At 74.0% G+C, this 12,936-nt stretch carries 11 protein-coding genes; 5 read left to right on the forward strand and 6 right to left on the reverse strand.

The genetic code is table 11. The annotated features are described in order from the left end of the window. Positions 1-235 precede the first annotated feature (235 nt). The gene (locus ID554_RS32475; RefSeq protein ID WP_263407294.1) at positions 236-364 is read left to right on the forward strand and encodes a hypothetical protein; all 129 of its coding nucleotides are present in this window, start codon (positions 236-238) and stop codon (positions 362-364) included. Here ID554_RS32475 and ID554_RS18620 read toward each other — a convergent pair whose 3' ends face one another. Beyond that, the gene (locus ID554_RS18620) at positions 365-1,153 is read right to left on the reverse strand and encodes a hypothetical protein (protein WP_117226322.1); all 789 of its coding nucleotides are present in this window, start codon (positions 1,151-1,153) and stop codon (positions 365-367) included. A gap of 166 nt (positions 1,154-1,319) precedes the next feature. Here ID554_RS18620 and ID554_RS18625 point away from each other — a divergent pair, with 166 nt between their 5' ends. Further along, positions 1,320-3,479 carry a RecQ family ATP-dependent DNA helicase gene (locus tag ID554_RS18625; protein ID WP_117226321.1) on the forward strand — a complete coding sequence of 720 codons (2,160 nt, stop codon included), beginning with the start codon at positions 1,320-1,322 and terminating at the stop codon, positions 3,477-3,479. A gap of 75 nt (positions 3,480-3,554) precedes the next feature. After that, on the forward strand, positions 3,555-4,556 hold the full coding sequence (locus ID554_RS18630; RefSeq protein ID WP_223884149.1) for a hypothetical protein: 1,002 nt from the start codon (positions 3,555-3,557) through the stop codon (positions 4,554-4,556). 4 nt (positions 4,557-4,560) lie between these two features. Here ID554_RS18630 and ID554_RS18635 read toward each other — a convergent pair whose 3' ends face one another. From ID554_RS18635 to ID554_RS18645, 3 genes are all read right to left on the reverse strand, one after another. Then, positions 4,561-4,977 carry a helix-turn-helix domain-containing protein gene (locus tag ID554_RS18635; protein ID WP_117226320.1) on the reverse strand — a complete coding sequence of 139 codons (417 nt, stop codon included), beginning with the start codon at positions 4,975-4,977 and terminating at the stop codon, positions 4,561-4,563. A gap of 118 nt (positions 4,978-5,095) precedes the next feature. Beyond that, positions 5,096-6,265 carry a class I SAM-dependent methyltransferase gene (locus ID554_RS18640; protein WP_117226319.1) on the reverse strand — a complete coding sequence of 390 codons (1,170 nt, stop codon included), beginning with the start codon at positions 6,263-6,265 and terminating at the stop codon, positions 5,096-5,098. 169 nt (positions 6,266-6,434) lie between these two features. Beyond that, positions 6,435-8,129, reverse strand: a complete 1,695-nt coding sequence (locus ID554_RS18645) for a DEAD/DEAH box helicase (RefSeq protein WP_117226318.1) — start codon at positions 8,127-8,129, stop codon at positions 6,435-6,437. 356 nt (positions 8,130-8,485) lie between these two features. Between ID554_RS18645 and ID554_RS18650 the strand changes: the two genes are divergently transcribed. Then, positions 8,486-9,139, forward strand: a complete 654-nt coding sequence (locus tag ID554_RS18650; RefSeq protein ID WP_117226317.1) for a ferritin-like fold-containing protein — start codon at positions 8,486-8,488, stop codon at positions 9,137-9,139. Between the two features lie 3 nt (positions 9,140-9,142). Here the strand turns inward: ID554_RS18650 and ID554_RS18655 are convergent, their stop codons facing one another. Further along, positions 9,143-9,373 (reverse strand): DUF3107 domain-containing protein, encoded by a 231-nt coding sequence (locus tag ID554_RS18655; protein WP_117226316.1) that lies wholly within the window; start codon positions 9,371-9,373, stop codon positions 9,143-9,145. Between the two features lie 63 nt (positions 9,374-9,436). After that, a complete protein-coding gene (locus ID554_RS18660) occupies positions 9,437-10,075 on the reverse strand; it encodes a TetR/AcrR family transcriptional regulator (RefSeq protein WP_117226315.1) in 639 nt (212 codons plus the stop codon). Positions 10,076-10,221: 146 nt separating this feature from the next. Between ID554_RS18660 and ID554_RS18665 the strand changes: the two genes are divergently transcribed. Then, the gene (locus ID554_RS18665; protein ID WP_117226314.1) at positions 10,222-12,930 is read left to right on the forward strand and encodes a hypothetical protein; all 2,709 of its coding nucleotides are present in this window, start codon (positions 10,222-10,224) and stop codon (positions 12,928-12,930) included. The last annotated feature ends 6 nt before the right edge of the window (positions 12,931-12,936 follow it).

Here is a 12,936-nt window from a genome sequence, read left to right on the forward strand (position 1 = left end):
CCCCCGGTCAACCCGCTGCCCGCTGCCCGATTGCGTCGATCATGGAGTTGTGGCGGTGGAATCGCGGATGTATTTCCGTTTCGTCGCGACCACAACTCCATGATCGCGGGATGGTTGGACGGGCCGCTCGGGCCGGTCGGCGACGAAAGTGCCTCGGCCAGGCCGACCGATGATGAGATCCCGATCGTGCAGCAGCGACATCGCTCGGTAGGCGGTGTTCACGCGGACGTCGTACATGTCGGCGACCTGGCTGGTCGAGGGCAAGTCGTGCCGGGGATGGGGATGCGGCGGTGAGCTTCTTCCCGACATCGAGGCGGTCGGTACGACGGTCTCCGAGGAGGATCCGGCACTGGGTGTTCTGTGATCAGCCGTTGAGCAGGTCGTACGCCGCCTTGGGCGCCTTCTGTGACTCGTCTTCGGTGAACGCGACGATCGGCGGGGCGGTGCCGAAGTCGAAATACTCCACCACGTACTCCGACGCCTTCTGCTCCCCGGCGGCCGGGATGGCCAGGGTGAGCGAGGTGAGGTTGCCGTCTGCGCCCACCACGGCGGTGAGTGGGATCTGCGTGACGGCGTCGCCGAGGGTGGCCACGCCCTCCAGGGCGTCCGCCAGCTCGGGCTGGGCGGACAGGTCGACCATGCCGGTGTACGTCCCGCCTTCGCCGGCCTGGATGTCGTCGGCCGCCCGGATGATCACCTCGGCGTTGCCGGGGTCGGTGCCCTCGTAGGTGGGCAGGGAGTCCGGGCCCTCGATCTTCGTCGGGTCCAGCTCCATCCACGTGGTGGGCAGCTTCATCAGCTTCTGGATGTCCTTGCCGCCCTTGAAGTTGACCCGCATCCAGGTGCGGGACTCGATAATCCGGAAGGACATCTCCAGCGTGAAGTCCTTGTCCTTGGTGACCGTGTCGATGTCCATGCCCCGGTTCGCCGGGTCGATCACCCCGGACACCTCGCCCGAGGTGGTGAAGCGGAATGCCGGGTCCTGCTCGCCCGGCACCGCCGCCAGCAGCTCCTGCTTCGGGTCCGGTGGCGGCGGGGCCGCCTCCGGAGTGTCCTTGCCGTCGCAGCCTGCCACCAGGGTCGCGGCCAGCAGAGCGATCGTCGCGACCGCGAAGCGCCGGGTCGTGGCGGTGGTTCCGGTGTGCTGAGTCATCTCGTCTCTCTCCCGCGGATCGAACGGAATCGTATGCCAGACGCCCCGCCACTGCGGCCCGCCACCGTGTCGACCGCCCCGCCACCGTGTCGCGCGAGCCTCCGCCGGGCCGCACGCCGTACGCCGTGGCGGGCGGATGGTCCGACGGTGCTGGTAGAAAGGCCGGATGAGCCAGGAACGGACGGCGAGCCGGCAACGGGCCGAGGCGGTGCTGCGCCGACTGGCGGGCGAGGAGGCCCGGCTCCGGGAGGACCAGTGGCGGGCGATCGAGGCGCTGGCGGTCGACCGGCGGCGGGTGCTCTGCGTGCAGCGCACCGGCTGGGGCAAGTCGGCGGTCTACTTCGTGGCCACCGCGCTGCTGCGGCAGGAGCTGGACGGCCGGGAGCCGGCCGGGCCCACCGTGATCGTGTCGCCGTTGCTGGCGTTGATGCGCAACCAGGTCGACGCGGCGGCCCGCGCCGGTATCCGGGCCCGCACCATCAACTCGGCGAACCTGGACGAGTGGGACGAGATCACCGCCGAGATCCACGCCGGTGCGGTGGACGTGCTGCTGATCAGCCCGGAGCGGCTCAACAACCCGGACTTTCGGGACGGCGTGCTGCCGAGGTTGGCCGCCACCACCGGCCTGCTGGTGGTGGACGAGGCGCACTGCGTGTCGGACTGGGGGCACGACTTCCGGCCGGACTACCGCCGGCTGCGGACCTTCCTCGGCAACCTGCCGGAGCAGACGCCGGTGCTGGCCACCACCGCCACCGCCAACGAGCGGGTGACGCGGGACGTGGCCGAGCAGCTCGGCACCGAGGCGGTCACGCCGGGGCAGCCGCGACCGGACGTGTTGGTGCTACGCGGCAGCCTGGACCGGGAGTCGCTGCGGCTGGGCGTACTCGACCTGCCGAGCCCGGCGCACCGGCTCGGCTGGCTCGCCGACCACCTGGACCGGCTGCCCGGCTCCGGCATCGTCTATACGCTGACCGTCGCGGCGGCGACCGAGACCACCGAGTTCCTGCGCTCGCGGGGCTGGTCGGTGGCCGCATACACCGGGCAGGCCGAGGACGCCGACCGCCGCGCCGCCGAGCAGGACCTGCTTGACAACAAGATCAAGGCGCTGGTCGCCACCAGCGCGCTCGGCATGGGCTTCGACAAACCGGATCTGGGCTTCGTGGTGCACCTGGGCGCGCCGCCCTCGCCGATCGCCTACTACCAGCAGGTCGGCCGGGCCGGCCGGGCGGTCGAGCACGCCGAGGTGCTGCTGTTGCCGGGCACCGAGGACCAGGCCATCTGGCGGTACTTCGCGTCGCTCGCCTTCCCGCCGCAGGAGCAGGTCCGCGCGGTGCTGGCCGCCCTGCACACCGACCGGCCGCTCTCCACCCAGGCCCTGGAACCGCTGGTCGACCTGCGCCGGGCCCGGCTGGAACTGATGCTCAAGGTGCTCGACGTGGACGGCGCCGTCCGCCGGGTGCGCGGTGGGTGGCTCGCCACCGGCGAACCCTGGGTCTACGACGAGCCCCGGCTGCGGCGCGTCGCCGCCGCCCGCGCCGACGAGCAACAGGCCATGCTCGGGTACGCGGCGACGACCGACTGCCGGATGCGCTACCTGCGGGACTGCCTGGACGACGCGGAGGCCGCCGACTGCGGGCGGTGTGACCGGTGCGCCGAGCCGCTGTTCACGGCAGAGGTGTCACCGGCTGCGTTGACCGCCGCGCAGACCTTCCTGGGCCGCCCCGGCGTGCCGCTCGCGCCGAAGAAGCTCTGGCCGACCGGGCTGGACGCGGTCGGCGTACCACTGAAGGGGCGCATCGCCCCGGCGGAGCAGGCACTGCCCGGCCGGGCCGTCGGCCGACTCTCCGACCTCGGCTGGGGTGGCCGGCTGCGGGGTCTGGTCGGGCCGGGCACGCCGGATGGCGTGCTCCCCGACGACGTGGCCGCCGCCGTGATCGAGGTGCTCAAGGCGTGGGCACACGGCGACGACCCGTGGCCCCACCGCCCGGCGGGCGTGGTCGCGGTCGACTCGCGTACCCACCCGGTGCTGGTCGGGTCGCTGGCCGAGCGGATCGCGGCGGTCGGGCGGCTGCCGCTGCTCGGCCGGGTCACCTCGGCCGGTCCGCCGGCCGGGCCGCGCGGCAACAGCGCCCAGCGGGTACGCACGCTGCACGGCGCGCTCACCGTGCCCGACCCGCTCGCCGACGCCCTGATCGGGTTGGACGGGCCGGTGCTGCTCGTCGACGACCTGGTCGACTCGGGCTGGACGATGACGATGGCGGCCCGGGAACTGCGCCGCGCCGGGGCCTCCGACGTCCTGCCGCTGGCCCTCGCGGTCGCCGGCTGACACCGCGGGTGCGACCGGAGCCACGACCGGCCGGACCCGCCGGAGGGCCGGACGACCCGACGGTACGGTGGGCGCATGGCTGACCAGGAACCCGACGCGCCCGCGTTCGGGTCGGTGCGGGTCGCCGAGCGACCGGCGGCGGACGGCGAGACCGACCGGGTCTCCGCGACGCCGGACCGGGCCACACTACGGCTGGCCCTGGTGGTCGGCGGGCTGGTGCTCGCCGTGCTGCTCGGCTTCGGGCTCGGCCGGATCAACGGCGGCGGCCCGGCGGCGGCCGGCGGCGGTACGGCGGACAGCGCGCTGGCCGACCACAGTCACGCCCCCGGCGTCGGCGCGCACTCCCACGGTGCCGACCAGGAGGCCGCCGCCGAGGCCGGTGGGCTGGCGATCAGCCGGGACGGCTACACCCTCGCGCCGTTGTCCGCCGAGTTCACCGCCGGACGCGAAGGTGAGCTGCGGTTCCGGATCGAGGACGGGCAGCGCCGCACGGTCACCCGGTTCGCGGTCGTGCACGACAAGCCGATGCACGTCATCGTGGTGCGCCGCGACCTGAGCGGCTACCAGCACCTGCACCCGACCATGGCGACGGACGGCACCTGGTCGGTGCCGCTCACCCTGGCGCAACCCGGCCTGTGGCGGGCGTACGCCGACTTCACCGCGCTCGCCGACGACGGCCGGCAGACCGCCACGACGCTCGGTGTGGACCTGGTCGCCCCCGGCACGTACCAGCCCCGGGAGCTGCCTGCCCCGGCCGCCACCGACACGGTCGACGGGTTGGCCGTCGGATACCAGGGCAGCCCCGAACCCGGGCTGACCGTGCCGTTGAGTTTCCGGGTCACCGGCGCGGACGGCACGAGCCCGACGCTGGAGCGTTACCTCGGCGCGTACGGTCACCTCGTCGCGCTGCGCGAGGGGGACCTCGGGTACCTGCACGTGCACCCCGAGGCGGAGTTGGTCGACGGTGCGATCCAGTTCTGGCTGACCGCACCGGGGCCAGGGCGCTACCGCCTCTATCTGGACTTCGCCACCGGCAGCACGGTCCGCACCGCCGAGTTCACGGTGACCGTCGGCTAGCCGGTCAGCCGGCCCGGCGGATCGGCCGGCGGGCGAGGTAGCGCAGCAGGTCACGGATGTGGTGCTTCTCCTCGGCCGGCACGGCCGGATCCGCCAGCCGTTGCAGGATCATCCGGACGTCGGCCTCGACCGGACCCTCGTCGCCGCGCCGCCACGGGCCGGGGCCGGCGTCGGGCAGACCGAGCGCCCGGAAAGCCGCCGCCACCGGCAGGTCCAGCGCGGCGCAGAAGCCGCGCACCTTGGCCAGTTCGGGGTAGTCCTGCCAGTCACCGGCCAGCCAGCGGAAGACGGTGGACCGGCCGACGCCGGTGTGCCCGGCCAGGTCGGTGACCGTCCATCCGCGTTCCTTCCGGGCGTCGTCGATGGCACGACGGACGAAGCGCGCGAACGCCATCTGCGGCGAAATCTCTGCCGAACCCATCCGGTGGGTATGCCCTCCCGACCGGCACCCGACGGTGCGCTCTTCGAGAGTAGTACGCGGCGGATGGGAAGCAATTGACTGATCGAACAGACGACAACGATGCCGGAACCGAGCCTGGTCAACGTTTTGCGGCCTGCGGCGCGAGCAGCGTCTCCAATCGTGGTGAGACCCGCCACCGCGTCACCAACTCCTGATACTCCGCCTGGTGGGCGGCGGTCGGCTCGGCACCGGTGCGCCGTGCCCGGATCAGCAGGTTGCGCGGGGTGTGCACCGAGTCGACGAACTCGACCACCTCGGCCCGGTAGCCGTGCAGGCGCAGCAGGCCGGCGCGCAGCGCGTCGGTGAGTACGTCCGCGAAACGCTCCCGGAGGATCCCCTGCCGGGTCAGCAGCTCGTAGGGCGCGGGGGTCGGCCGGGCGCGGAGCTGCGCGGCGATGTCGTGGTGGCAACAGGGCGCGGCCAGTACCCATAGGGCGTCCCAGCGCACCGCACGGGCCAGCGCCTCGTCGGTGGCCGTGTCGCAGGCGTGCAGGGCGAGCACCAGATCAGGTGCCGGGTCGACGACCGCGTCGGCGATGGCGCCGGCCACGAAGCGCACCCGGTCGGCCCAGCCCAGCCGCTGCGCCAACGCGGTGTTGCGGCGCCGCTGGTCGTCCCGTACGTCCACGCCGACCAGTTCGACGTCCCACCCGAGCCCGGAGAGATACCGGTACGCGGCGAAGCTCAGGTACGCGTTGCCGCAGCCCAGGTCCACCACGCGCAGCGGACGGCCCGGTTCCCCGGTCGGCTCGGCGGGGAGCGTGGCCACCAGCGCCCGCAGGAACGCGTCCACCTGACGACGCTTCGCCGCCGAGCCGCCGATCTCGGCGAAGAGCGGGTCACCCGGGTCGAGCAGGTACTCCTTGGCCCGGTCGTGTCCGGCGGCACCGGCGGCCGGGCGTTCGCTCGCGCTGCGGTGCACCTGCGCCTCGCCCGACTTGGTGACCCGCAGTTGGAGCGTGGCCCCGGTGGTCTCCACGTGCCAGTTGCCGAACGGCTCGGCCAGCAGCGCCTCGACCGCCGCGTCCGCCTCCGGCCCGGGGGCCACGTTGCGGGTGTACGGCCGGTCGCGGTCGGACGTGGAGATCTGCAACCTCGGGCCGGCCTTGAGCGCGACCGGCCGCAGCTCGGCCCGGACCACGGAGGGCCGCTGGCCGCGTCGGCGACCGGCCGCCACGGCCCGGGTCAGCGCGGGGTCCAGCAGCATCGAGCGGACCTCGGCCAGGGCGGAGTCCAACGGTTCGGGCATCGCTCCATCTTCCACGCCGGCCCGGGGTACGCCGACATCGGCGGGCCGTCGGTGACGCCGGGCACGCCCCTGCAGGACGCCGCCGCGCCGGCGACCGGTTCTGGTCGACGGCGCGGTGACGGTGCGGATACCTGCCGGGTGCTCCGCCCGCTGACCGGGCGGAGCGGGATCAGTCGGTGGTCGCCTCGGTGGCGCCGCCGGTGGTGGAGGCGGCGGCCCGGCGGCGTCGGCGGCGACGCGGTCGGGGCGTCTCGGCGCCACCCTCGGTGCCGGTGGCGGCCTCGGCGGGGGTACCCGTCTCGGTCGGGTTGGTCCCGTCGACACCGGCGATGACCTCGCCGGCCCGGCGACGCCGACGGCGACGTGGCGTGCGGGTGCCCTCACCGGACAGCTCGGCGGCCTCCGGCCCGGCGTCGCCGCCCTGCCCGCGACCGCTCTCGCCCCGTCCCTCGCCGCGACCTCGGCCCTCGCCCCGTCCACCGCCGTCACCGCGACCGCGACCCTGACGCCGTCCGGCGCCGCGCGGCTCGCCGCCACGGCGGGAGCGACCGCCCAGGTCCTCCTCGACCTCGGCGGCCAACCCGGCGCGGGTCCGCTCGGCGGTCGGCAGCGTACCGGTCACCTCGGTCGAGATGTGCAGGTCGGGGTAGAGGTGCGGGGAGGTGTGGTAAGTCTCCTGCGGGTCGGGCATGTCCAGCCCGAGCGTCTTGTCGATGATCCGCCAGCGCGGCATGTCGTCCCAGTCGACGAAGGTCACCGCCACACCGGTCGCGCCGGCCCGGCCGGTCCGGCCGATCCGATGGGTGTAGGTGTCCTGGTCCTCGGGGCAGTCGTAGTTGATGACATGGGTGACACCGCTGACGTCGATGCCCCGGGCGGCGACATCGGTGGCGACCAGAGTGTCGATCTTGCCGGCCCGGAAGGCGCGCAGTGCCCGCTCCCGGGCACCCTGGCCGAGGTCGCCGTGCACGGCCGCGACCGCGAAGCCGCGGAAGTCGAGGTCCTCGGCCACCCGGTCGGCGGCCCGCTTGGTCCGCGTGAAGATCATCGTGAGGCCACGGCTCTTGGCCTGGAGGATCCGGGCGACGATCTCGATCTTGTTCATCGAGTGGGTGCGGTAGACCAGCTGCTCGGTCTGCGGGGACGGGCCGGTCTCGGCGGTGTGCCCGGCGTGGATCGTGATCGGGTGACGCAGGAACCGGCGGGACAACGTCACGATCGGGTCCGGCATGGTGGCGGAGAACAGCATGGTCTGCCGGTCCTCCGGGAGCATCGCCAGGATCCGCTCGACGTCGTCGAGGAAGCCCAGGTCGAGCATGCGGTCGGCCTCGTCCAGCACCAGCGCGCGTACGCTGTTCAGACGCAGGTGCTTCTGCTTGGCCAGGTCGAGCAGGCGACCCGGCGTACCGACGAGGATCTCCACGCCCTTGCGCAGCGCGTCGACCTGCGGCTCGTACGCCACTCCGCCGTAGATCGGCAGTACGCGTACGCCCCGGGTGCGGCCTGCGGCGGCGATGTCCTTGGCGACCTGGATGCCCAGTTCACGGGTGGGTACGACGACCAGGGCCTGCGGCAGGCCGTCGCCGCCCTCGCTCGGCGCGAAGACCCGCTCCAGCAGCGGCACGCCGAAGCCGAGGGTCTTGCCGGTGCCGGTCGGGGCCTGCCCGATCAGGTCGGCGCCGCGCAGCGCGATCGGCAGTGCGTACTCCTGGATGGCGAAGGCGCGGGTGATGCCGGCCGCGGCCAGCGCGTCGACGGTCTCGGCGCGTGCGCCGAGCTCGGCGAAGGTCGGCGCCTCCGGTCGGACCGGGGCGGTCGGGGCCAGCTCCTGGCCGTCTGTGAGGTCTTGAATCGGTTCACTCATGTGGATTTGGGGGTGCCCTCTCGTGGGTGCGCCCCATCATGTCCTCAGGGCGCGTTCGGTATGGCGCGGGCCACACGGTCGGCGGCAGAGAGCCGAGCGGACCGGGCCGCACGCGCGCCGTGGGTCGGACTTCGACCGGGTTTGATCTGAATCCGGTCGGGATCGGCGCCTACGGCAACTCGTCCATGTTACCTGAACAGGGGTAGGGCCGTCCCGATTCCGGTCCGGCAAGGGTTGTCGAGAGAGCTTCCATGTGACCTGTATCACACGAATCTGGTCGTGTCTTCCTGGTCAACCCCTCCGGCGGCGGTCCGCCGGACGCTCCCGGAGGGGCCGTCGGGCGGTAGCCTGCGCGGGTGTCCGCCCCCGCCGCGCCCGATCACGCCGTCGCCGACCTGCTGGGCCTGGTGGCCCTCGGTGAACTGCTCGCTTTCGAGCGGATGGCGGCTGACGCCCGATTCGCCCCGGATCTACGCCGTCGGGCCGCGTTGAGCGAGATGGCCGCCGCCGAGATCGCGAACTACCGGCGGCTGGCCGACCGGCTCGGCGTGCTCGGCGTACCGCCCGAGGAGGCGATGGCGGCCTACGTCGAGCCGTTGCAGGGGTACCACGACTCGACCGAGCCCCGGGACTGGGCCGAGGCGGTCACCAAGGCGTACGTGGGAGACGGGATCACCGACGACTTTCTCCGCGAGATCGCCGAAGCGCTGCGGGAGCCGGACCGGCAACTGGTCCTGGACGTGCTGCACGAGTCGCGGTACGCGGAGTTCGCCGCCGCCGAGATCCGGCACGCCGTCTCGGCGGACCCGAAGGTGGCCGGGAGGTTGTCGATGTGGGCCCGACGACTGGTCGGCGAGGCGCTGTCCCAGGCGGGCCGGGTGGTCGCCGCCGACCAGGGGGCGCTGACCGCGCTGATCGTCGCCGACGGCCGGACGGACGTGGCCGGATTGTTCCGGCGGCTGACCGCCGCGCACACCGCGCGGATGGCCGCCGCCGGCCTCAACAACTGATCGTCAGCGGACGGTGAAGCCCACCGCCCGAGGCGACGCCTCGGCGATCTCGACGTAAGCGACCTTGCTGACCGGCACGATGACCCGCCGGCCCTTCTCGTCGGTCAGGGAGAGCGTGCCGCCCTCGCTCCTGGCCATCGCGTCGGTCACGATCTGCTCGATCTCGGCCGGCGACTGCGCGCTCTCCAGGACCAGCTCGCGCGGTGCGTACTGCACCCCGATCTTGACCTCCACTGTGCCTCCTCCGTCGGGCGAAATGGTCGCCGTGCGAAGGCTATCCGATCACAAGGTGGGAGTTCAGGCTGACTCACCTTGCAGCGGGAAGCTGGCGATGCCCCGCCAGGACAGCGCGGCCACCAACGCCTCCGCCTCGGCCTTGGGCACCTGCCGCCCGCGGGCCAGCCAGAACTGCGCCGCGGTCTCGGCCGCGCCGACCAGGCCGGAGGCGAGCAGCTCCGCGTGCGCCCGACTGACCCCGGTGTCCGAGATGATGGTGTCGGTGATCGCCGCGATGCAGCCCTGCTCGACCCGCTCCACGCGCTGCCGCACGGCCGGATCGTTACGCAGGTCCGACTCGAAGACCAGGCGGAACGCCTCGCTCTCGTGATCGACGAAGTCGAAGTACGCCCGGACCGACGCGCTGACCCGCTCCTTGTTGTCGGTGGTGCTCGCCATCGCGTCGTGCACCTTGGCGACGATTGCGTCACAGTGCGTGTCGAGCAGGGCGAGGTAGAGCTCCATCTTGCCGGGGAAGTGCTGGTACAGCACGGGCTTGGAGACCCCGGCCCGCTCGGCGATGTCGTCCATGGCCGCGGCGTGGTAGCCCTGCGCGACGAATACCTCCTGAGCAGCGGCGAGCAGCTGCTTGCGGCGTGCCGAACGGGGCAGGCGGGTCGGCCTGCCGCTGGCCTGGGCGCCGTTCCCCACAGCGGTCATGGGAACCTCCGAGTCTGTAGTACGGGCCGCATTTCGCCCGAACCGCTCAGGGCCGCCATGGCCCCGCGCGGAATTGGCCCGCCGCTGTAACTTATCGCCACTGTCGCCACACGGTAGCCTCAGCGGGGGCGACCAAGGAGCGCGCGGTGAGTGAAGCAGGGCAACCCGGTGCCGCCACCCCGGGAGAGCACGGCGACGGATCGGGTCAGCGGGATGACCTGGCCCGTTCCGGCAACGGGTGGGCACCGTCGGCGGCCGACTGGTCGTGGGGGACGGAAGGTTCCCGCGACCTCGGTGCCCCCCGGCGTCGCGCCGAGCCGCCCTCCGGCTGGGCGACCGCCTCACCACGCTACGCCGACCTGCCCGCTCCCGCCGGTGACCAGCCGGAGCTGGAACGGGCGACACGGACGAACGGACACCACGTCAACGGCGTGCAGCCCGGCGACGAGTCGTCGGCCGGTCGACACACCCCGGTCAGTGCCCCACCCGGCCTGCGTGACTCGGGTCGTGATGCCGGCCACGACCGGCTGGTGGTGCCGGCGCCGCGTCCCACCCCCTCCGGCGAGCAGCCGGTGACCTCGACCTCCGGGCTGCCGACCTCGGCGCCGCCCGCCGTCCAGGTGCCGCCCGTCGGCACCGCCGCCTCCGGTTTCGAGATGCCGCCCGGCCTGCACGCGCCCACCGCCGAGCGGGCCGGGGACGACCCGTCCGTCGGGCGGTCGCACGGCTGGGACGAGCCCTACCCGGCCGAGTCGACCGGCGCGTCCCACCCCGCCTCCGAGCCTTCCGGCCCGTCGGGTGACCGCTTCGGTGCCGACCAGGTCGGTGGTTGGCCCCTGCCGAGTGCCGACCGGCGCGCCGGTCGGTCGGCGGGAGGCGAGCCGGCCGACGACGAGCGGCCGAGCTGGGCCCGCTCCGGTCCGCCGAGCGACTGGGCGCCGTCCTGGGCTCGCGGCGAGGACGAGAGCAGCCGGCGTGCGCGGGAGACGTCGGCGCAGAGCTGGACCAGTGAGCCGAGCCGGCCGTACGAGCCGGTCCGGGCGGAGCCGACCCGCCCCTACGAGCCGGTGCCGGTCGAGCAGTCCCGACCGTACGAGCCGACCGCCGCGCCACCGACGCGGGACCGGCCCTCGTGGGCAGCCGAGGAGCGGCCCACCTGGTCGACGTCCCCGGTCAGCGGCGCGCCGGCCGACGAGCGCCCGGCCTGGTCGATGTCCCCGGTCAGCGGCGCGCCCGCCGACGAGCACGCCTCCTGGCAGGCCCGTCCGGTCAGCGCGGCCCCGGCCGACGAGGGTCTGCCGTGGGGCGCGCGTACCGAAGAAGGTCTGCCGTGGGGCGCGCGTACCGAGGAGGGGTTGCCCTGGGGGACGCGGGTCGGCGGCCCACCGCCCGCCGACGACCGCCCGCCGTGGGCGCTCGGCCAGGCCAGCGCACCGCCGGCCGCCGCGCCGGCCGGACCACGCGAGACGACCCCGCCGGAGCCTCCCGTGCCGCCGGTGACCGAGGCCACGAACGACTCCGGCAAACCGGCCTATCGGCCGTTCCGACTCCGTCCGGTGCCCAGCGACCCGGGGCCGACCGCTCCGGCGCCCGCCTCGCCCTGCCCGCCCGCCACACCGGCCCACACCGAACCGGTGACCGGCGCTCCGGCGTCCGACGTGCCCACGCACCGTGAACGCACCCCGTCCGCGCCCGTACCGACGAGCGCTGCCCCCTACGCGGCCCGCCGATCCGCCCCCGATCCCGAGCCGGCCGGCGACCGATCGCCGGACAGCACCTCGGCGGTGTTGCCGCAGCGCGTCCCCGCCGAGCCGGACGTGCCCGTCGTGCCGGAGCCGCCAGCCGTGGAGCCACCCGCCGAGACTCCGGAACTCGCCCGGATCGCCACCCATCTCCGCCGCGACGACGAACCGGCGCCGTTGCGGGAACGGCCCGAGGGCTTCGACGTCAACGCGATCCTCGACGCGGTGCGGGGCGTGGCGGGGGTCCGCGACGCGGCCCTGCGGCGTACCCCGGCCGGCGCCCACAGCCTGCGTCTGGATCTGGCCGACGGTGCCGACCCGGCGGAGGTGAGCCGGCACGTGGCCCGCCTGCTCCAGGAACGGATGGGGCTGGCCGCCGCGCCGAGCGGAGTGCCGGGACCACCGGCCACGCCGGTACGCCGCCGGTCCACCGAGACCCGCGACGGCGGCGAGTCGCGCCCGCCCGCCGAGCCCCGTCGCCCGGTGGTCCGCCCGGCTGGCGCCCGGACGGAGGCTCCGCCGGTCCGGACCGAGCCGGAGCCCGCCCGACGTCGACGTCCGACGCCCGCCCCGCCCCGGGGACGGGCCGTCGTCGAGGAAACCGGCCCGACGGGCAGCCCGGCGACGCTCGGCGCCTCCTACTCGGGCGGACAGCTCACCACGACCGAGTCCGCGCCGTCCCGGCCCCTGGACACCGGCGGGGTGCCCGGCCCCCGGGTGGTGCTCGACCACGTCCAGGTCAGCACGTTCGGGCTCGATGCGACCGTCGAGGTCCGGCTGCTCGCCGGGGACCAGAACGCCGCCGGGTACGCCACCGGGCCAGCCGTCGACGGGTACGTGTTGCGGCTGTGCGCGGTGGCCGCCGCGGCGGCGATCGACGAGTTGCTGCACGGCGTCGACGCCACCGCCGAGCGGGGACGCTGTTTCGTGGAGCACGCCGCCGTGGTGCCGTTCGGCAACTGCGAGGTGGCCACCGTCGTGGTGCTGTTGGTCTGCGACGGATGGGTCGAGCAGTTGGCCGGTTCCGCGTTGGTGGCCGGCGACCCCCGGCAGGCGGTGGTGCGGGCCAGCCTGGCCGCAGTGAACCGCCGGCTGGAGGCTCTGCTGGCCTGAGCGGCC

The sequence above is a fragment of the Micromonospora craniellae genome (assembly GCF_014764405.1).
In the GTDB taxonomy this organism is placed as follows: Bacteria; Actinomycetota; Actinomycetes; order Mycobacteriales; family Micromonosporaceae; genus Micromonospora; species Micromonospora craniellae.